Origin of the sequence: Spartinivicinus marinus (genome assembly GCF_026309355.1) — a bacterium.
GTDB lineage: Bacteria > Pseudomonadota > Gammaproteobacteria > Pseudomonadales > Zooshikellaceae > Spartinivicinus > Spartinivicinus marinus.
Genome location: NZ_JAPJZK010000001.1, coordinates 923,502 through 944,890 on the forward strand (window position 1 = coordinate 923,502; position 21,389 = coordinate 944,890).

20 protein-coding genes are annotated in these 21,389 nt (G+C 42.9%); 13 read left to right on the forward strand and 7 right to left on the reverse strand.

The window, feature by feature from the left end:
* Window positions 1-341: 341 nt before the first annotated feature.
* The 5 genes from map to OQE68_RS04455 all read left to right on the forward strand — a co-directional run bounded on the left by map (window position 342) and on the right by OQE68_RS04455 (window position 6,280).
* Entirely contained in the window at window positions 342-1,115 is a 774-nt protein-coding gene (gene map, locus OQE68_RS04435; protein WP_180567347.1) for a type I methionyl aminopeptidase, read from the forward strand.
* Window positions 1,116-1,163: 48 nt separating this feature from the next.
* The gene (locus OQE68_RS04440) at window positions 1,164-3,896 is read left to right on the forward strand and encodes a [protein-PII] uridylyltransferase (protein WP_180567346.1); all 2,733 of its coding nucleotides are present in this window, start codon (window positions 1,164-1,166) and stop codon (window positions 3,894-3,896) included.
* A 19-nt stretch (window positions 3,897-3,915) separates the two neighbouring features.
* Entirely contained in the window at window positions 3,916-4,260 is a 345-nt protein-coding gene (locus tag OQE68_RS04445) for an ArsC family reductase (protein WP_180567345.1), read from the forward strand.
* A gap of 51 nt (window positions 4,261-4,311) precedes the next feature.
* Window positions 4,312-5,349, forward strand: coding sequence for a 2,3,4,5-tetrahydropyridine-2,6-dicarboxylate N-succinyltransferase (gene dapD, locus OQE68_RS04450; RefSeq protein ID WP_180567344.1), 1,038 nt, complete (start codon window positions 4,312-4,314; stop codon window positions 5,347-5,349).
* Between the two features lie 379 nt (window positions 5,350-5,728).
* On the forward strand, window positions 5,729-6,280 hold the full coding sequence (locus OQE68_RS04455) for a TFIIB-type zinc ribbon-containing protein (RefSeq protein ID WP_180567343.1): 552 nt from the start codon (window positions 5,729-5,731) through the stop codon (window positions 6,278-6,280).
* Window positions 6,281-6,355: 75 nt separating this feature from the next.
* Here the strand turns inward: OQE68_RS04455 and OQE68_RS04460 are convergent, their stop codons facing one another.
* From OQE68_RS04460 to OQE68_RS04490, 7 genes are all read right to left on the reverse strand, one after another.
* Complete coding sequence (locus tag OQE68_RS04460) at window positions 6,356-6,568, reverse strand: amidohydrolase family protein (protein ID WP_255490784.1); 213 nt, start codon at window positions 6,566-6,568, stop codon at window positions 6,356-6,358.
* A gap of 160 nt (window positions 6,569-6,728) precedes the next feature.
* On the reverse strand, window positions 6,729-7,319 hold the full coding sequence (locus OQE68_RS04465) for a DNA-J related domain-containing protein (RefSeq protein WP_180567341.1): 591 nt from the start codon (window positions 7,317-7,319) through the stop codon (window positions 6,729-6,731).
* 178 nt (window positions 7,320-7,497) lie between these two features.
* The gene (locus OQE68_RS04470) at window positions 7,498-8,274 is read right to left on the reverse strand and encodes a substrate-binding periplasmic protein (RefSeq protein WP_180567340.1); all 777 of its coding nucleotides are present in this window, start codon (window positions 8,272-8,274) and stop codon (window positions 7,498-7,500) included.
* Between the two features lie 195 nt (window positions 8,275-8,469).
* Window positions 8,470-9,054 carry a dCTP deaminase gene (dcd, locus tag OQE68_RS04475; protein ID WP_180567339.1) on the reverse strand — a complete coding sequence of 195 codons (585 nt, stop codon included), beginning with the start codon at window positions 9,052-9,054 and terminating at the stop codon, window positions 8,470-8,472.
* A 272-nt stretch (window positions 9,055-9,326) separates the two neighbouring features.
* A complete protein-coding gene (apbC, locus tag OQE68_RS04480) occupies window positions 9,327-10,433 on the reverse strand; it encodes an iron-sulfur cluster carrier protein ApbC (RefSeq protein ID WP_180567338.1) in 1,107 nt (368 codons plus the stop codon).
* A gap of 19 nt (window positions 10,434-10,452) precedes the next feature.
* On the reverse strand, window positions 10,453-11,109 hold the full coding sequence (locus OQE68_RS04485; RefSeq protein WP_180567337.1) for a replication protein P: 657 nt from the start codon (window positions 11,107-11,109) through the stop codon (window positions 10,453-10,455).
* Window positions 11,081-11,527 (reverse strand): DnaT-like ssDNA-binding domain-containing protein, encoded by a 447-nt coding sequence (locus tag OQE68_RS04490; protein WP_180567336.1) that lies wholly within the window; start codon window positions 11,525-11,527, stop codon window positions 11,081-11,083. Before OQE68_RS04490 ends, OQE68_RS04485 begins: the two co-directional genes overlap by 29 nt.
* 446 nt (window positions 11,528-11,973) lie before the next feature.
* Between OQE68_RS04490 and metG the strand changes: the two genes are divergently transcribed.
* From metG to nth, 8 genes are all read left to right on the forward strand, one after another.
* Window positions 11,974-13,998 (forward strand): methionine--tRNA ligase, encoded by a 2,025-nt coding sequence (gene metG, locus OQE68_RS04495; RefSeq protein WP_180567335.1) that lies wholly within the window; start codon window positions 11,974-11,976, stop codon window positions 13,996-13,998.
* A 279-nt stretch (window positions 13,999-14,277) separates the two neighbouring features.
* Window positions 14,278-14,874: an electron transport complex subunit RsxA gene (rsxA, locus tag OQE68_RS04500; protein ID WP_180567334.1), complete on the forward strand. Its 597-nt coding sequence runs from the start codon at window positions 14,278-14,280 to the stop codon at window positions 14,872-14,874.
* A 14-nt stretch (window positions 14,875-14,888) separates the two neighbouring features.
* Window positions 14,889-15,473 (forward strand): electron transport complex subunit RsxB, encoded by a 585-nt coding sequence (gene rsxB, locus OQE68_RS04505; protein ID WP_180567333.1) that lies wholly within the window; start codon window positions 14,889-14,891, stop codon window positions 15,471-15,473.
* A complete protein-coding gene (rsxC, locus tag OQE68_RS04510) occupies window positions 15,470-17,953 on the forward strand; it encodes an electron transport complex subunit RsxC (protein WP_180567332.1) in 2,484 nt (827 codons plus the stop codon). The genes rsxB and rsxC overlap by 4 nt, the downstream gene beginning before the upstream one ends.
* 6 nt (window positions 17,954-17,959) lie before the next feature.
* Window positions 17,960-19,018 carry an electron transport complex subunit RsxD gene (rsxD, locus tag OQE68_RS04515; RefSeq protein ID WP_180567331.1) on the forward strand — a complete coding sequence of 353 codons (1,059 nt, stop codon included), beginning with the start codon at window positions 17,960-17,962 and terminating at the stop codon, window positions 19,016-19,018.
* 12 nt (window positions 19,019-19,030) lie between these two features.
* Complete coding sequence (rsxG, locus tag OQE68_RS04520; protein ID WP_180567330.1) at window positions 19,031-19,684, forward strand: electron transport complex subunit RsxG; 654 nt, start codon at window positions 19,031-19,033, stop codon at window positions 19,682-19,684.
* Entirely contained in the window at window positions 19,677-20,381 is a 705-nt protein-coding gene (locus OQE68_RS04525; protein ID WP_180567329.1) for an electron transport complex subunit E, read from the forward strand. The genes rsxG and OQE68_RS04525 overlap by 8 nt, the downstream gene beginning before the upstream one ends.
* 315 nt (window positions 20,382-20,696) lie before the next feature.
* Window positions 20,697-21,329: an endonuclease III gene (gene nth / locus OQE68_RS04530; protein ID WP_180567328.1), complete on the forward strand. Its 633-nt coding sequence runs from the start codon at window positions 20,697-20,699 to the stop codon at window positions 21,327-21,329.
* Window positions 21,330-21,389: the final 60 nt, after the last annotated feature.

Consider the following 21,389-nt stretch of genomic DNA (forward strand, 5'->3'; position numbering starts at 1 on the left):
TAGCTATAGCTCTACTCCTTTCACCAGGCTAATTACATTTTTTGATATATTAGCTACTCCCGATAGTTATTTTATACATCCCACTTTTCAACCAAACATTCAACAATAGAGGTAACAATTTATTTCATGTCAGCTTCTGATACACTAATGGGCTAGGGCCTGTTGTAGCTTACCTTCTTACATGCACAACAAAATAATTATTGTCCAGTGACATTTTATGTAAGCCAAAACGGCTACCGTAAGCTTTGCAGCAGCAGACTTCTGCAAAGCGGAACCCTTTGGGCAAACGCCAACAGACCCTCACCCTAAGCGTTGACAAGTGACGGAGATCAATGCCTGTTATGGCTGTAAATATTAAAACCCCTGAAGAAATTGAAAAAATGCGCGTTGCTGGCCGTCTTGCAGCAGAAGTGCTGGAAATGATTGGCCCTTATGTAGAGCCAGGTATTACTACAAGTGAATTAGATAGAATTTGCCATGACTACATTGTTAATCATCAACAGGCGATTCCAGCACCTTTAAACTACAATGGTTTTCCTAAATCTATTTGCACCTCAGTCAATCAAGTGGTTTGTCATGGTATACCTAGCGATAAAAAAATATTAAAAAATGGCGACATCATTAATATCGATGTCACCGTTATTAAAGACGGTTACCATGGAGATACCAGCAAGATGTTTTATGTTGGTGATGTAGCAGAACACGCCAAAAAACTCTGCAATGTTACCCAAGAGTGCTTATATAAGGCCATTGAAATACTAAAACCTGGTGTTTACCTGGGTGATATTGGCCATATCATCAGCAAACATGCTCACACCCACCACTTTTCAGTAGTAGAAGAGTACTGCGGCCACGGTATCGGTAAAATTTTTCACGAAGAGCCTCAAGTACTTCATTATGGAAAGCCTGGCACAGGGTTGCAGATTCAGGAAGGGATGACTTTTACAGTTGAGCCAATGATTAACGCTGGAAAAAAATACACCAAGTTAAACAAAAAAGATGGCTGGACAGTAACCACTAAAGATGGGCGTCTTTCTGCACAGTGGGAGCATACTTTAGCTATTACTGCTGACGGCTGTGAAGTTCTTACCAAACGTTCTGAAGAACCTTTTTAAACCACACCAACTGCTGGGTGGTCTTACTGCCACCCCATTAGAAGACACATGAAGCTGGATCAATCCACACTCGACTATTGTCAGCAGTTATTTGATAAGGGTCAGTTCCGTGCCGAACTAACCCTATCCAACTCACCTATTCCCGCTTACAAAAAGTGCCTGATACAAGCACAAAGCAAGCTGGATGAAGATTTTGCGAATGGTGTTACTGTTGAAACACTGGTTCATGCTCGTGCCTGGCTAGTTGACCAAGTACTTAGTTTGGCTTGGGAACACTGGATCGGCAGTGATTGTGAGGATATCGCCTTAGTCGCTGTTGGGGGATATGGCCGTGGAGAGCTGCACCCTCACTCTGATATTGATTTACTGATTTTATTGGCACACGACAGTTTTGCCCCCTATCAGCAAGGTATTGAAGCCTTTATTACTCTGCTTTGGGACATACGACTGGCTGTTGGCCATAGCGTTCGCTCCATTACTGAATGTTGTGAGCAAGCAGCTATTGATATAACCATCATGACCAACTTGCTTGAGTCTCGAACACTTTGTGGCCCTAGCCAACTTGTACTGCAGTTGCTAGATAATATCCAAGCCAAACAATACTGGCCCAGCAAAAAATTTCTTCAAGCAAAATACGAAGAGCAGCGCCAGCGACACAAGAAGTTTAATGAAACAGAGTATCTACTTGAACCGAACTTAAAAAGCTCTCCTGGCGGCTTAAGAGATATTCATATGATTAGCTGGGTCAGCCGACACCACTTTGACATCAAAAACCTGGCCCAACTTGTTGACCAAGGATTACTGACCGACTCTGAATACCGTATTTTACGTTCAGGCAGGCAATACTTGTGGAAAATCAGATATGGACTTCATCTGCTGGCTAAACGAGATGAAAACCGCCTGGTATTTGATTACCAAAAGCAACTTGCCCAACAGTTTGGCTATCAAGACACACACTCCAGCCTAGCTGTTGAGCAGTTTATGCAACAGTACTTTCGCACTGTCATGGCGCTTGGTGAACTTAATGACTTACTATTACAGCACTTTGATGATTTAATTTTATCTGCAGATAAACCCACTTCCATCACAAGACTCAACGAACGCTTTCAGATCAACAATAACTATATTGAAGTTGTTTCACCCCGCGTTTTTAAAGCTACTCCCTCTGCACTGCTTGAAGTGTTTGTATTGATGACTCAACACCCTGAAATACTGGGTGTTAAAGCCTCAACTATTCGCTTAATTAGAGAACATCGCTACCTTATTGATGAGAGCTTTCGCAGCACCCCTCATAATACCGCTTTGTTTATTGAACTAATGAAAGCACCTTATGGGCTAACGGTTAACTTACGACGGATGATGCGCTATGGCATTTTAGGTCGATACTTACCTGCATTTGGGAAAATCACAGGCCAAATGCAACACGACTTATTTCATATCTACACGGTTGATGCACATACCCTGTTACTGATCAAATTTCTTCGTAGCTTTCATTATCAAGAGAGCAAAGCCCGCTTCCCGGTTGCCACCCAAATAATTAAAACCTTGGCGAAGCCCGAACTATTGTATATTGCCGGTTTATTTCATGACATCGCCAAAGGTCGAGGTGGTGACCACTCAGAGTTAGGGGCTGTTGAAGCAGAAGAGTTTTGCAAGCTCCATCAGCTAAGCGAAGCTGACGCAGCACTCGTGGTATGGCTGGTCAAATTTCATTTACTCATGTCATCAACGGCACAGCGACAAGATCTATCCGACCCTGAAGTTATCAACCGATTCGCTCAGCAGGTTTCTAATGCAAGCAGGCTAGACTACCTATATGCACTAACTGTTGCTGACATAAATGCTACCAATCCAAGCCTATGGAACAGCTGGCGAGCATCTTTACTTAGACAGCTCTACTCAGCGACTAAACAAGCCTTTACCAGAGGCCTGGAAAACCCTTTTGGCAAGCACGAGCAAATTCAATCAACTCAGCAACAAGCAGCGGCTCTACTTATTGACAATGATGTCAAACCGGAGGTTATTGAAAAGCTATGGCACGATCTGGGTGATGACTATTTTTTACGACACACAGCAGAAGAGATCAGCTGGCACTGTCAGGGAATTATCAATCACAAGCAACGCAAGCCATTAATTCTGATTAAAGAAACCACTGAGCAGCAAACAGAAGCCACTACTCAGATTTTTATCTACACCAAAGACCGTGAAGGCTTATTTGCCGTTATAACTGCAGGGCTGGACAAACTAAACCTTAATGTTCAAGATGCCCGCATCATTACCTCCAAAACAGGTTACTCTTTAGATACCTTTATTGTGCTTGAGCAAAATGGCAACCCAATTGGCCATAAGCCTTACCGCATCAAACAAATAAAGCAGCACCTGGTCAAGGCACTCATTCGTCACAATAAAAACCCAGAGCTCATTAACCGCCGAACGTCTAGGCAACTAAAACACTTTGCCTACCCTGCTGAAGTGGTGATTAGTAACAACAGTAAAAACCATCGAACCATTATTGAAATCACCACACCAGACCGGCCAGGTCTGATCGCCCTTATTGGCAAATTATTTGTGGACCTGAAACTCGTGATACACAATGCTAAAATTGCCACTCTGGGAGAACGGGTTGAGGATGTCTTTCTTATCACTGACTTACAGGGTAATCCGATTAAAGACGAAGAAACTTGTTTACAAATACAACAAACTCTTTGCCAGCATCTGGATAACCGGTCACAGCAAGACTCAATCGGCAAAAATCAAAAACGTAGTTTAACTATTCAATAAGGAGTAAATAAATCAGGTCATGATTAAACTCTATGGCATTAAAAATTGTGACACAGTAAAAAAAGCTAGAAAATGGTTGGATGAACAACAAATAGCTTATGAATTTCACGACTTTAAAACCGCAGGCATTCATCGTGATATTATTGCTCAGTGGTTAACCCAACTAGACCAGGATACACTGATCAATAAACGGGGAACCACTTGGCGTCGAATTCCTGAAACCCAAAAAATCAACTTAACTGATGAAAAAGCGATTACCTTGATGCTTGCCAATCCAAGTGTCATCAAGCGCCCTGTGCTGGATAAAGACGGCAACATCAGTGTAGGTTTCTCTCCAGAAAGCTATAGCGAAATATTGCTATAAAGAAGTGAATTACCAACCCATTTAAAAAGTTATTAAGGTGTAGTATTAATCATGGCCGACTTATTTTTCAGTATTGCACTTGGTGTAGGCAGCAAAAACCAACAAGACAACTGGCTGGAAGTTTATTATCCTGCGCCACTTTATAAGCCATCTGCCGAGCTTGCTAACGCCTTTACTTCAGCTCTTAGCTATCAGCAAAGTAATCAAACTTTTGAGCTAACAGATGATACCCTAGCAGCCTTGGAATCCAACTTGGCCAAGCTTAATGCTCAAGATCAGCTAGCGATTATTAAAGCCTTTCAAGGTAGCCGGCGTCCGGTAGTAGCGACTTTACTTGCAACTGATGAAGCCCCTCAAACAACCCCAGAAGCCTACTTAAAATTACAGCTGATTTCCCATCGTTTTGTAAAACCCCATGGCACTAATCTATCAGGCATGTTTCCACTGCTGCCTAATGTTGCTTGGACTAACCAAGGTGCCGTTGACTTAGCTGAACTGCCTCAGCGCCAATTAGAAAGTCGACTAAAAGGCGAACTACTTGAAGTCAACTCCGTAGATAAGTTCCCTAAAATGACCGACTATGTAGTTCCTGCAGGAGTACGAATAGCTGACACAGCGCGAGTAAGGCTAGGTGCGTATATTGGCGAAGGCACAACCATTATGCACGAAGGCTTTGTCAACTTTAACGCTGGCACTGAAGGCAAAAGCATGGTCGAAGGCCGGATATCAGCCGGTGTTATGGTTGCTGAAGGCAGTGATTTAGGCGGTGGCTGTAGCACTATGGGCACCTTGTCTGGTGGTAATGATATCGTGATTTCCGTTGGCAAAAACTGTTTAGTCGGCGCTAATGCTGGTGTTGGCATTCCTTTGGGAGATCGCTGTACGATAGAAGCTGGCCTTTATGTAACAGCCAGCTCAAAAGTCAATATTTTAGACGATGGTAACCAACTGGTAAAAACGGTTAAAGCAAAAGACCTTGCAGGTCATTCTGACTTATTATTCCGCCGCAACTCGCTTAGTGGCGCACTAGAGTGCAAAACCAACAAATCTGCCATTGAGTTGAATGAAGAGCTTCACTCACATAACTAATACCTGTTTATTAGGTTCAAATAGGGTGGAGTAACCTCTACCCTATTCACCTCTTCAGCCTTCTCAAATACACTCCCTCCACCAGCTACAACAAAACTCATCCAGCCCTTTCACATCTTATGTAGCTTACAAAACTGCATCACGAAACAATTAAAATCTAATGTGAACTATTTTAGAAATTTTAAAATTATCTGATTAGCCTCATAAAGATAAAATCACTACCTATTTCAATTATTTAGCTTCCCACATACGCAACTTAATTTTAATCAGTTCACAGTCTATAAGCTCTTTATACAATTTACAGCTTTATATTGTTTAAGTAACATCCAGTTCGCGGATACGGTTTACTATTAAATTGGATTTAATCTTCTTAGCCCCTATGAAATGTACAAGTTGCAAAAAAGGAGTTCTAACTCCCACACGTTTAGATAAGCAAATCCCTTGCATGACCTGTAATAGCTGCAAAGGCAACTGGCTGTACCTGGAAGATTATCTAAACTGGAAAGAAAAAAACCCCGAGGCTAAATTCAAAAATATCAAAACCAATATCAAGCCCAGGGCCACAACCAGTGCTTTATTATGTCCTAAAACAAGCATTATCATGTCTAGATTTCGTATTTCCAGTAAATACGAGTACAAAGTTAATCTCAGTCCAACCATAAATGGTATCTGGTTAGAGAAAGATGTCTGGGAGCTACTCAAGAAAGAAGGTCTGGGGGACAAGCTAAATCAAATCTTTACCGACCCTTGGCAGCGCAAAATAAAAAAAGAAATGTCTAAAGCCATGTTCGAGAATATGTATCAACAACAGTTTGGCGAAGACGATTATGAAGAAATTAAAAAAATCAAAGCCTGGTTAAGTAAACACCCAAAGAAAATACATTTAATTGGTTATCTGCACTCAGACAACCCTTACTCTGCTACCAACTAACTCAACAAACAACAAAATACACCTGTCAAACCGCCACTTTTAAAGGAAGTGGCGGTTTTGCTTTGCATCAATAAATTAGTTAACTACAAATGCCTCACGGCCATACACCTTACCCTGCAAAATGACCTGATCAATATTATTATAGGCTTCAACCGTTTTTAATGGATTGTCATTCAGTACTACTAAATTAGCTATTTTTCCTACAGCAACTGAATCCAGTTTTTTGTCTAAACCAAGTACACGTGCATTACGAATGGTTGCACTGGCCAAAATATCCTGACATGACAACCCAGGTTAAGCCATTGCACTACACCATAGACAAACCAGTAATTTCGCAAAACGACGAATCACACACCCCTCCTTTTAAGCTATAAGGCAGTTATAATTGGCAAAACAGTGGTAAAATTTGCTATTAATCATTATCAAACACTATACAACAGTTGTCGAGCTAACGATTAGTCGAACAAGACTTATCACTTTTTTGCAATATTTCATACGCTTCACGTATTTCAATAAACCGCTGAGGGCAGCCGCCTTTATCAGGGTGGTGTTGTGCAGCCAGCCGCCGATATGACTGCTGAATCGTAGACCAATCCGCACCAACTGGTAGTTCTAAAACCAGCAAGGCGTCTACACGCTTATCTGCAGATAAAAACCGCTTCCAGAAACGACTCAATAATGCTTCTACATCTTGCTCAGTAGTGTTTGTTAGATTATTCCAATCAAGATAGTACTGCCGTAATGACTCATCATTATCAATAATAGATAATGCCGTTTGATCGGTTTTATGAAGCGGTTCTAATCGAATAGCCAAGCTAGAAATTCTCAAGTATAGCTGCTCAGTTATTAGCTCTTGTTGCAGCTGAAACAATGCATTCATCACTAAAAAATTGAGACGAAATAAAGCTAAGTTCCCTTGACGTTCATCTACCAAGTTCAGCGATCTTAGGTGAGTAATGATCTGGTATAATGAAACAGGCAAATGCGTATTTTTAAGTAAATCAAGAATAGCGATTTTAATCAAATTATTTAATATCATGTAGTGACTTGTTACTCTACTTTGCTTGTAAATATCAACCCTCACAAAAATTCAACCATATCACACAGGGCAATTTATTATACTTCAGCTATACATATAATACTTTCCTAAAAAATAAATGATTATAGGTTGCATACTTTTATAAAAAAGTAAGACCTCAAAAAAAACACAAAACAAACTAGTAGTTTGAAAAAATTCGTCTTAGAGAACCATCTGATCTCATTCGCTTAATTTCTTGATTAAGCTTATCCATGTGCTTAGTTACCGGAGAGTCTTTAGCAAAACCAATCTTATATTGACTTTTGTTGATTGCTTTACGAGTAAAACCAAACAGATTACGCCAATCGGAATTTCTTCTAATAATCATTTGGATAACCTGCTCATCAGCAATCACCAGGTCAACCTCATCATCAATTAAACGAGTTAAATTGATAAGATGATTTTCTCCATAAACAATCGCTGCAAACTTATTTTCCTCCACCGCTTGGTCCAACTCATCACCGTGACTATAGCCTTTTATTTTACCTAAGCGATATCCATACAAGTCACTCAACCTACTCCACTTTAAAGGCTCAAGTTTACTTTTTAAAAACCAGATTCGATCATGGGAAACAAATACTGTTTGAGAAAAAGTCATGAACTCATCGCGCTCAGGGTTTTGAATTAAAGGAAAAATCAAATCAGCAGCATTGGTTTTAATCATGTTTATACTATGCTTCCATGGGTACAGCATAGAGCGCATTTCAAAACCTAACCGCTGCAAAAGCTCTCTTGCAAAGTCAACGGCTACGCCACCTTTAGCGGGTCGGCCCAAATCACCTGTAATATAAGGAGGCCAAGGATCACTGACAAACAGTAGCTTTTTCCTTTCTTCTTGCGCACTCACACCACTCATACAACTAAGACACCACCCCACTAGAATGGCAACTAATACCGCTACAAATTTGTTATACATGGCTGGGATTACCAATGGTACTGCTCTTCAATAGCCCTAACAGGGGATTTGATTTTACGACTGAAACTATTGACAAGATTAGCAAAAATGGACAGGAGAGAAAGAAAAAAGCTAGCCGTTAAAGGCTAGCTTGAGATATTCACTTTGAAGGCAAGTAAGTGCCTTCCGTAAAAATTAAACTTGATAACCAGACTGTTAATTCTCTTCACTAATACGACTGGCAATCGCACCTGACTGCCCTTTATATTTAGCATTATCACGCTTGTTATAGGGTCGTTGAGCCGGACCAGACATTTGCTCAAAATTAATCGCACCAATTGTCATGTTTGGTTTTAATGCCAAAGGTAGCTTCCCTCCATTAAAAAACTCCAGCACAATCTGACCACTCCAACCAGGATCAATTCGGTGCGCTGTTACATGCACCATTAACCCAAGCCTAGCTAATGATGAGCGACCATCTAGCCAACCAACAATATCGTCTGGTAATGTGATGGACTCTTGGGTAACAGCTAATGCCAATTCTCCAGGATGCAGAAAAAATGCTTCTCCATCATTTAAAATGATTTCTTTGCTCATTATAGAGTCAAGCACTGCATCAATCTGTTCTTTTGGTCCACTCAAATCAATGTAAGGCGCAGCATGATCATTAAACACCCGAAAACTGTTGCCCAACGTCAGATCAACACTTACTCCATTAATGCGATCAATCGAAGGCATTGGTTCAATGGAAATTTTACCGCTGGCTAATAAAGCCTCTATATCTCTATCACATAACCGCATTAAATATTGTCCCAGGCTTTGAAAACAGCTACACCCTTCTCGAATGCTTTTTAGGGGTTGTTGTCGTCGCTGACCACCAAGGATGGTGGAAATGCAGTTTATGCAGGAGCATTAAACTGTCTTCACCCCAATCATTTATAAAAACATAAGCTCATGGGGCTTCATCGCTCGACGGCCGCCCCTAAAAACCCTACGCTTTGGGTATATTACTAAGAAACGCTCGAAAAACAACAATCTCTTAACAGCAATTGGTGGTTCTTTTACAATCAGTTTTAGTCATCAACTACTGAAATAGTGGGCACAGCTACTGCTTGCAACGTTTGCTCACTTAAAAGGGCAGCTGCTCTTCTCGCAATTTCCTGATAGACGTAGCTTAACTGCCCTTCAGGGTCTGCAGCCACTGTTGGCATACCTCCATCTACCTGCTCACGAATTGCCATTGAAAGTGGCAAAGCTCCCAGCAATGTTGTTTGATACTGCTCAGCAATATTTTGCCCACCACCCTCACCAAATAAATGCTCGATATGGCCACACTGACTACAAATATGAGTACTCATATTTTCCACCACCCCAATGACTGGCACATTGACCTTGCGAAACATTTCAATACCTTTTTTTGCATCAAGCAAAGCTAGATCTTGAGGGGTAGTAACAATAATTGCTCCTGCCACAGGGACTCGCTGCGCCAGGGTTAGTTGAATATCACCCGTACCTGGTGGCATATCCACAAACAAATAGTCCAGATCTTGCCACAAAGTTTGGGTAAGCAACTGTTGTAGTGCACCGCTTACCATTGGCCCACGCCATACCATTGGTGTATTCTCATCCACCAAAAATGCCATTGACATGACTTGAATGCCGTGAGCTATCACCGGCTTCATCAGAGGCTTGCCATCAACCTCCTGCACTTCAGGCCGCTCTCCAGGTTTAACGCCTAACATCAACCCTTGGCTGGGGCCATAAATATCAGCATCCAAAATTCCTACATTGGCACCATTCGCCGCTAAAGCCAGTGCCAAATTTACCGTAGTGGTTGACTTACCTACTCCACCTTTACCCGAAGCAACAGCAATAATGTTTTTAACGCCTGCCATCGCGGGTAAATTATTTTGGCCTTTAGCTACTGGAATTGATGTTGATATTTCCACTTTGGCCGACTTAACACCCGACAACTGTTTTATTGCCTCAGATAATAGCGTTTGAATACCACCGACCAGCTTTGAATTGGGGTAAGCGAATTGTAATTCAACGCTTACCTCGCCTTGAGGAGACACTTGAATTGTTTTAACAGCATTCACTTGAGATAACGGTTTTTGATAATAAGGATCTTGATACTGGTCAATCACCTGCTCAACCTGAGTACGGTTGATCGTGGTCATTCGCTGTACTCCAATAATACTATTGCTTTTGCAGTTGCTGCTTAAGGTGCTCAAATGCTCGTCTACCAGACTCAGGATTAATCCCCTGGGCCTGCATTTGTTGCTTTAATTGTTGATTTGAATATTGCTCTGCTTGCTCAGCCGCAGATAATTGATGATTTTCTAGCGCTTTGGGCAAGTCAGCAGTTAAATCTTCACCATCGATAACTCGATTACAAAGAATTCCATAATTACGCTGAAAAACAGGGAATACAATCCGCTGCTCTTCTGTTCGTAGCAAGTGCCAACCGGTTGCTTTTGCAGCTAAATAAACAGCGGAATGAGTCCAATTTCCCTCTGCAGACTGGTCAGTAGCAAAGCAGGCCTCTCGATAAGCCACTTCAGCAGAGGGTAAACCGCACTCTTTATGAGTCAGCTTGCAATGGTTTTGGATATCAATCAGGTCCGGAAAATATTTGGCTTGGCGAATAGCCTGCTCTGCCGCTTTTACAATTCGCTCAGGTGAGTATTGGTTAAGGCTTTTTCGCCACTGTTTTTTAGATGTATTTTCTTCATCTATCGTAGGAAATACTGACTTATACCGTTGAGGAAACGCCGCTTTCAGCTTACGGAAAACTATATTGATTGCCTGGTTTTGCTTGATAGACTCACAGTTCGTCGTCGAAGTCGACTCCATCTGCCCAGCTACAATCGGTGAGTTCTTCAATAGTTGAGCGGTGAGGTCTTTGCTGTCTTTCACTTTGCTGCCGTTTCCACTGATAGATTACATGGTTCTTGAACTTATTCTGCCAAGCTTTGCGCGCCTCGCCAGTTTCCAGCCAATACAGCTTAAACTCTGGCAGTTGCGCTAAGGTAAACTTTGGGGGCACGCCATGGTGCTTTTCAAGCCATTGAATATACCGTGGCTCAGGCATAAAGTCTTTAGGTAATGGCTGAACTCTAGCTCCGTTGTCATTATGATTTACTTGTTCAGTGCGACCAAAAACAGGGTGCTCATCAGCAGCTGATTGAGGCTCCTGCTGAGGCTCAATCTCCCAAGGTAAATAGCCCTGGTTACGCATCCTGATAAAGCTCTTTCGATCTTGATCACTCATGGAATAGCCTACTGCTTAATGATATATACTTTGTGACTGGTTGTGAGTATTGTGTATAGCGTGCCTATAGGGCTTGGATCAACTGTATAGAAATACACCTTCTGTATAAGTGCTACCTCTGGTCAGTAATAGCCCCAATCTGTCGTAGCTCTAACCTAAAGCAGCCCTAACTGTAGTGGATTAATTGAGTCAACCAATGTGCTCAAAAAACAACCACTAATTCCTAAACCTATAACACTATTTTAAAAGTTTAGCCCCCCTGCTGGCCAATCATTTTTTTACTGCAATTACTTGACAGTCAAACTTTCATATCAATACTGCTATATCTTTACTTAATATAAGACTCTACACTCGTTTCGTTTTATAATGATCTCCACTTAAGCTACCGACTTCGATCCGTTTTTTAAGTATAAGGTTCATCAACAAAATCACAGCATTGGTTAATTATGAAGCAGCAACCCCGAAGAATACTTGTCACTAGCGCCCTCCCTTATGCCAACGGGCCGCTCCATATGGGGCACTTGGTGGAATATATTCAGACAGATATTTGGGTGCGCTTCCAAAAAATGTGTGGCCATAAGTGTACCTATGTTTGTGCAGATGATGCTCATGGCACCGCCATTAGTCTACATGCAGAAAAACTGGGCGTTACACCAGAGCAATTAGTCGCCCAAGTAAATGAAGAACGTATTAAAGATTTTGGTGAATTTTTCATCGAATTTGATAATTATTATACGACACACTCCGAAGAAAACCGCGAACTATCAGAAACCATTTATTTAGCACTCAGAGAAGAGGGCTACATTAGCTCCCAACAAATTAGCCAGGCTTACGATCCAGAAAAGCAAATGTTTTTGGCAGACCGCTACATTAAGGGGGAATGCCCTCGTTGTGGCGCTGAAGACCAGTACGGCGACAACTGCGAAGTTTGCAGTGCTACTTATTCTCCCTCTGAGCTAAAAAATGCAGTGTCAGCCATTTCTGGGGCCAAGCCAATCACCAAGCAGTCAGAGCATTTTTTCTTTAACCTCAGCAAATTCACAGAGTTTTTGAAAAAGTGGACACGCAGCGGTGCCGTATCAGAAGAAATTGCCAACAAGCTGGCTGAATGGCTAGACACTGGTTTACAAAACTGGGACATATCTCGCGACTCCCCTTACTTTGGCTTTGAAATTCCCGATCAACCTGGTAAGTACTTTTATGTATGGCTGGATGCCCCCATTGGATATATGGCTAGCTTTAAAAATTTATGCGACCGCCGTGAAGACCTGAATTTTGATGACTACTGGGGGCCAGACAGTAAAGCTGAAATCTACCACTTTATTGGCAAAGACATTATTAACTTCCATTGTTTATTTTGGCCAGCCATGCTGTCTGGCGCAGGTTATCGTACTCCCACTGCTGTTTGCGTGCATGGCTATCTAACTATTAACAATGAAAAAATGTCTAAGTCTCGAGGCACCTTTATCACTGCTCGTACCTTCTTAGATCATTTAAACCCAGAGTACTTGCGCTATTTTTATGCAGCCAAACTCACCAACCGGATTGATGATCTAGACCTAAACCTCGAAGACTTTGCCCAAAAAGTAAATAGCGACTTGGTGAATAAAGTCATTAATATTGCCAGCCGCTGTGCCAACTTTATTAAGAAATCAGGTGGGGTATTATCCAGTAATAACATTGCACCAGAACTGACTGAACAGTTTATTGATAAAGGTGAGCAAATTGCCGCCTGTTATGAAAACCGTGAGTTTGCCAAAGCGATGCGAGAAATCATGGCACTGGCCGACCTGGCCAATACCTATATTAATGATCAGGCGCCTTGGGCACTAGCTAAACAAGAAGGCAGTACACAACAAGTGCTAGATATCTGCACAGTGGGTATTAACCTGTTCCGCTTATTAATGATATACCTTAAGCCAGTTACCCCAGCACTAGCAACCCAGGCTGAAACCTATTTAAATGTTGATCCACTGAAGTGGAAGGATTGTAAGCAACTACTGCTTGATCACTCTGTCAACAAATTCAAACCACTAATGCAGCGTGTTGACATGGATAAAGTGAAAGCAATGGTTGAGGCATCCAAACAAATAGAAACCCAGCCGCTTCCAGCAGATAGTCCTCTACTGAAAGATCCTATTGCTGATGAAATAGAGTTTGATGACTTTGCCAAGCTAGACTTACGGGTAGCAAAAGTAGTTAAGGCCTGTCATGTGGAAGGTGCTGAAAAGTTATTGCAGCTGACTTTAGATATAGGAGGAGAAACTCGCAATGTCTTTTCTGGAATCAAGTCAGCCTACCAACCTGAAGACTTAGAAGGCAAACTGACTGTTTTGGTAGCCAATTTAAAACCACGCAAAATGCGCTTTGGGGTTTCCGAAGGTATGGTCTTGTGTGCTGGTCCAGGTGGAAAGGACTTATGGATTATTGAACCCGAGTCAGGTGCAAAGCCAGGAATGCGTGTGCTTTAACCAATCTATAATGCTTCACTTCCTACACTGATGGATAGTGCTCAGCCAGTTGGCTGGGCACTATAGCAGCTCACTATAGCCACTACAGTTAAGCATATAACGATTTATACTTAAAACTGACGAAATCCACACTTGTACGGCATATGAAGCTGCACAATAATATGCTCAGCAATATAAAGGCCAACCCCCTACTTTTTGTACGAGTATTAACAACACTGAGACAATATAATCATCGTATGTTGTCTACATGAGCTATTGTAATTTGTTGGTGAACTTACCATGCCAGAGGTAACCACAGAACTTGTTTTTATTTTGATCAGTACCATTCTGGTCAATAACTACGTATTAGCCCAGTTTCTAGGCTTATGTCCGTTTATGGGGGTTTCAAATAAGCTGGAAACCGCTATCGGGATGTCCCTGGCAACTACCTTTGTACTTACCTTGGCGTCTATTTGTAGTTATTTAACCTTTGAATATATTTTAAAGCCCCTTGATTTAACCTTTTTAAAAACCATCTCTTTTATTCTGGTCATTGCTGTTGTTGTACAATTTACTGAGATGGTAGTACATAAGACCAGCCCGCTACTTTACAAGGTACTTGGCGTGTTTCTCCCCTTGATCACCTCTAACTGCGCTGTTTTAGGGGTTGCCCTGCTTAACACCAATCGCCTGAATACCTCTTTTATTGCCTCAGCCACTTATGGGTTTGGCGCCGCAGTGGGTTTTTCACTGGTATTAGTATTATTTGCTGCTATGCGAGAGCGAATTGCCGCCGCTGATGTACCCGTACCTTTTCGTGGTGCCGCCATCGGAATGATCACTGCTGGCTTAATGGCTTTGGCTTTTATGGGGTTTATTGGCTTAGTTAAGTTGTAAAGCAAACACACACTATGGATATAATCTTTCTTGCCGTTATTGCCTTACTGATTCTAGCCATTGTTTTTGGCGCTATACTCGGCTTTGCTTCAGAAAAATTTAAAGTAGAAGGCGACCCATTAGTTGATCAGGTAAATGCCTTATTACCTCAAACCCAGTGCGGTCAGTGTGGCTACCCAGGCTGTAAGCCCTATGCGGAAGCGATTGCCAATGGCGATGCTATTAATAAATGCCCGCCGGGAGGAGACGCAACCATCCATGCACTAGCTGACTTACTTGATGTTGAGCCTACTCCTCTTGATGCTGAACATGGTGAAGAAAAGCCTCGTACTGTCGCATTTATCCGTGAAGCAGAATGTATTGGTTGCACCAAGTGTATCCAGGCTTGTCCTGTCGATGCCATTTTAGGTGCAGCCAAACAAATGCATACAGTCATTGCTGAAGAGTGCACTGGCTGTGACCTATGTGTTGAACCCTGCCCTGTAGACTGTATTGACATGATTCCTATTGAGGTGACCCCCCAAACCTGGCGCTGGAATCTTCCTGTGCCACCAAGCCAGATTATTGCAACTGATGCAAATCGAGGACAGCTGGCATGAGAAAGGTGTGGCCATTACCCGGTGGTGTTCATCCTCCTGAAAACAAGCATCAGTCAACTCAACAAAGTATTACTGAGGCACCGCTTCCCAGTAAAGTTGTATTACCTCTTCAACAACATATTGGGGCACCTGCCGAACCAGTAGTTGCTGTGGGTGATCAGGTTAAAACCGGCCAAATAGTTGCCAAACCCAATGGTTTTGTAAGTGCACCAGTACATGCATCAATCTCAGGAACGGTAGTAGCTGTCACTGATCATCCGATCCCTCACCCTTCAGGCATGTCAGACCAATGCATTGTGATTGAATCTGATGGTAAAGATGAGTGGCAGCCCCTCAACCCAGTCACAAACTATACCTCAGTCAACCCGGCTGTATTAATTGAACACATTCGCCAAGCAGGTATAACAGGATTGGGAGGCGCCGGGTTTCCCACTGGAGCCAAATTAAAAGCCCGTGGTGAGAATAAAATCTCCACTTTGATTATCAATGGTACCGAATGCGAGCCTTATATTACCGCTGACGATATGTTGATGCGGGAGCGAGCCGAGCAAATCGTCAGTGGGGTACAAATTCTCTGTCACCTGTTACAGCCCAACGAGTGCATTATTGGTATTGAGGACAACAAGCCCCAAGCGATAGCAGCAATGGAGTCTGCAACCAAAGACAGTGCCGTTCAGGTTGCTAGTTTTCCAACTAAGTACCCTTCAGGTGGTGAGAAGCAGTTAATATATATTTTGACTGGTAAAGAAGTGCCCAGTGGCAGCTTGCCTGCGGATATTGGCATTATTTGCCAGAATGTGGGAACCGCTGCTGCCATTCATGATGCAGTGATTGTTGGTAAGCCGTTAGTCTCTCGAGTAACCACCTTAACCGGACAAGCACTCAGCACCCCTAAAAACCTCGACGTGCGTTTAGGTACTCTGATTGCTGAGTTACTTCCTCAAGCTGGTTTGGTTGATAGTCCATTCAATCGTTTAGTCATGGGTGGTCCAATGATGGGCTTTACTCTGGAAAACCAAGCCGTTCCTGTAGTCAAAACCACCAACTGCCTGATTGCCGCCACTGCCGAGGAGTTTCCTCCTGCACCACCGGCCCAAGCCTGTATTCGCTGCGGTATGTGTGACCAAGCCTGTCCTGCTTCACTGCTACCCCAGCAGTTGTATTGGTTTTCTCAGTCAAAAGATCATGAAATGCTCAAGCACCACAACCTATTTGATTGTATCGAATGTGGTGCCTGTTCATTTGTGTGCCCTAGTGCTATTCCACTGGTTCAATATTATCGCGCCTCAAAAGGGGAAATTCGCCATCAAGAGGCGATGCAGCAAAAAGCAGAACACTCGAAAATGCGCTTTGAGGCTCGCCAGGCTCGCTTAGAAAAAGCCGCGCAGGAAAAAGAGGCAAAACGTAAAGCTAACGCTGCGAAAGCAGCCAAACTCAAAGCCAGCAAAGCTCATCCCAATGATGATGCACAGGCAGCGATTGATCGAGCTAAAGCTAAAAAAGCGGCGGGAGCCAGCGCTTCTTCAAAAGCACCATTAAGCCCTGCACAAAAACAGCTGAAAATACAGTTGGCTACTGTTAATGCGCAAATTAAAAAGACCCAGCGACAACTTGAGCAAGCGAAAGAACAGGAACAAGACACCAACAAGTTAGAACAAGACTTAACCTTACTGAATGATCAGCTCAAGCAATTAGAGAGCTCACTACAGCAGGCTGAGTCAACTACCAATGCAACTGAAAAACCAGCTAAACCAAAACCCAGTGCAGAAGAAAAAGCTCTGAAAATCAAACTGGCCATGGCTAATGCTGCACTAAAGAAAGCCAAGCGCGCTATCGATCAAGCAGAACAAGGCGAGGATATAACCAGCTTCGAGCAGGAATTAGCTGCACAACAAAAAATTGCTTCTGACACAGAAGCAGAGCTGGCTAAGCTTTCCAACCAAGATGCTTCCCCTCCTGTAGAACCAGCAAAGCTTGCGAAAAAGCAGCCTGTTAAAGATGAGCAGCACAAGAAGCTCTCTATTGAGCTGGCAATGGCTAAAGCCGCTTTGAAAAAGTCCGAACGAAGCTACGCTAAAGCAGCAGAAGCTGGCTCTGAGCAAGAAGAGGCATTAAAAGCAGAAGTAGCAGCAAACCAACAAACCGTTAATCAAGCAGAGGATGCCCTCAGCTCTTACCTGGCCAGCCAAACTGAAGAATCCTCAAGCGCCGCGCAAGCTACTCCTGAAAACGAAGCAACCAAACCTGTCAAGAAGAAAGCACCACTGGATGAGGGTGAGAAAAAGCTAAAAATTCAGGTGGCAATGGCAAAAGCTAACGCGAAAAAAGCAAAGCGCTCTTTAGAGCAAGCAGAGGCAGAAGGTCTGGCCGATCTAGCAAAATTGACTCAGGCAACCAGCCAAGCAGAGCAAGAGCTAGCCACAGCAGAACAAGCCTTAGCAGACTACCTGGCTAGCAAAGCTCCTGAAACAGAGGTTTAAAGTCCTATGTCATTAATTCGTATGTCTTCACCTCATACCCACAGCCAGAACCAAAGTGCCAAGGTAATGCAATGGGTATTACTTGCTTTAGTACCAGGCATCCTGGCTAACTGCTTCTTCTTTGGTTATGGGGTATTAATCAACTTAGCCTGGGCAAACGCAATTGCACTGGGTAGTGAAGCACTGGTGCTCAAGCTTCGTAACCGCCCCATTCAATATTATTTAAAAGACTACAGTGCAATTGTAACTGCTTTTCTGCTAGCACTCGCAATACCTCCAACTGCCCCTTGGTGGCTAACCTTAATTGGCTGTAGTTTCGCCATTATTATTGGCAAACAACTTTATGGTGGACTTGGCTATAACCCTTTCAACCCTGCTATGTTGGGCTATGTACTACTACTGATTTCTTTCCCAGTAGAGATGACCACCTGGCTATCGCCCAAAGGCATCGAAGGTAATTTAGCTACCCCCTCACTAATAGATAGTTTGAGCTTTTGGTTCCCAGCTATTGGCAGTAACACTGTTGACAGCTTTACCGGAGCAACCCCCCTGGATGTTGTTAAAACCAATACCAGCTTAACATTGCTCGAGCTATGGCAGCAGACACCTTTATTGGAAGGCTATGCAGGGGTTGGCTGGACCTGGGTTAACCTGGCGTTTTTAGCGGGTGGAATCTTCCTGTTGGTTAAAAAGGTCTTTACCTGGCATGCACCCGTTGCCATGCTAGCTGCCTTATTTGTTATGTCACTGCTGTTTTATGGGGGAGAAGGCTCCGATAGTCATGGCGGGCCACTGTTTCACTTGCTAAGTGGTGCAACGATGTTAGGTGCCTTTTTTATTGTCACAGACCCTGTCAGCTCAGCAACCAGCAAAAAGGGTCGAATAGTATTTGGTGCCAGCATTGGTGTACTTACTTATATTATCAGAGCCTGGGGAGGCTACCCTGATGGTGTAGCCTTTGCTGTATTACTCATGAATATGGCTGCACCCACCATTGATTATTACACTCAGCCTCGAACCTATGGCCACAAAAAGCCCAACCGTGGCCTAGCTAAATCAGACTAGGGATTGTTTTCGATGAGTCTACTTGCCAAAGCCATTAGTAATAACAGTTTACGCCTTGGTATATTTGCTACGCTCACAGTAGGTCTAATTGCCCTGACTTTTGTTTTCACTCAGGATCGGATTGCAGCGCAAATTCGAGCCAGCGAACAACGTGCTTTAGCAGATATTCTGCCCCAGCGTTACTATGATAATGACTTACTGCACACCTATGTCACCCAACCAGCAGAGCCTCTAATTAGTCAACACCAGCCATTCAAAGTGTATGTGGCGTTTAAAGGACAGCAGCCAGCTGCCGTGGTTATTCCAGTAGCAGCACCTGATGGATATAACGGTCGTATTGATTTATTAGTGGGTATTGACCGTTCTGGCCAGCTCACTGGCACCCGAGTAATTGCTCATAAAGAAACCCCAGGGTTGGGTGATGCTATTGACATTAAAGTATCCAGCTGGATTGATAACTTTGCAGGCAAATCCTTATTAAATCCTACGGAAGATGGCTGGGCGGTGAAAAAAGATAGTGGTGAATTTGATCAATTCACAGGGGCGACTATTACCCCTAGGGCTGTGGTAGCAGCAGTGAAACGTTCACTGGACTATTTTAATGAACACCAAACCACGTTGTTTCAGGAAGGTGCGAAAAAACTAGAGGAAGCAAACCATGGCTAGTGCAGACCCAAAAACCATTGCTGTTGAGGGGCTCTGGAAAAATAACCCAGCCTTGGTTCAGCTCCTAGGGCTATGTCCCTTGCTTGGTGTTTCTAATAGTGTGGTTAATGCTATTGGACTTGGTTTTGCAACATTAATCGTACTTACCTGCTCAAACCTGGCTGTCTCACTCATTCGAAATCATGTAACTGAAGCGATTCGTCTGCCTGCATTTGTGATGATCATTGCTGCCTTTACCAGTTGTGTAGAGCTTTTAATGCAGGCTTTTACTTATGAGTTGTACCAAATTCTTGGCTTGTTTATTCCTTTGATTGTCACCAACTGTACTGTACTTGGTCGAGCTGATGCATTTGCTTCCAAGCACTCGCCACTTCCCTCTATTTTAGATGGTTTGATGATGGGTACAGGCTTTGCTCTAGTGCTCATTCTATTAGGTGCCGTGCGTGAAGCTGTTGGCCAGGGTACTTTATTTGCCAATATGCACCTGCTATTTGGTAACATTGCCGAAAACTGGACCATTACCCTAATTGCTGACTACAAAAAGTTTCTGTTTGCTGTATTACCACCCGGCGCATTTGTTTTTATGGGCTTTTTTATTGCGATTAAAAACCTGATTGATGCTCACCAGGCAGCGAAAGCCTCAAAAGAAGTTGCAACGGGCAGCAAACGCGTTAGAGTAACGGGCCAGATTAGCTAAAACCTGTAAATATCTTCTGATAACTATTCATGAGAGTGTCATAAGGGTGTAAAAAATAAGACTAGTGTCTGATATGAGATAACAGCGTATTCTTCCGCCGCTCTTGAAGTACCCTCCCTGGCCCATCAAGAGCTAAAAAGGCTTCCATGCCTTAGCTACAGAACACTCTGTCACCCCATATCCGCTAACTTTTGCGACAACCTTAGAGAGATGAAGCAAAAAATACTCTTTCGCAATATATTCTAAAGGCCAAGCTGCACTTCAGATGATGTTTACAGCTCTAATAATATGAAGTGATGTATAGTTAGCCTGAATATGAACAAGCAAAAGCGCCACGACATTTTTTCCCGTCTGCAAGCCCAAAATCCTAACCCTACCACTGAGCTGGAATATTCCAGTTCTTTTGAGCTGTTAATTGCCGTTATTTTATCAGCTCAAGCCACTGATGTAGGTGTTAATAAGGCAACGAAAATTTTATTTCCCGTTGCAAATACTCCTGAAACAATCTTTGCACTAGGGGTTGAAGGACTTAAGCAATATATTAAAACCATTGGTTTATATAATGCTAAAGCTGAGAACATTATTAAAACCTGCAAAATATTAATGACCCAACACGATTCTCAGGTACCTGACACTAGAGAAGCGCTTGAGGCACTACCTGGTGTTGGCCGTAAAACAGCGAATGTCATTCTCAATACTGCTTTTCGACAACCGGCCATGGCAGTTGATACCCATATATTTCGCGTCAGTAACCGTACTAATTTAGCACCGGGTAAAAATGTACTTGAAGTGGAAAAGAAGCTACTAAAAGTAGTACCAAAAGAGTTTTTACTGGATGCCCATCACTGGTTAATTCTCCACGGACGTTATGTGTGTAAAGCCCGTAAGCCCATGTGTAATTCATGTATTATTGAAGACCTTTGTGAATACAAAGAAAAAACTGAGTAGCAAAAACCTGCCAGTTAGCTTATTAATTATCAAATAACTCTATTTAAAAGGCGTCTGTCT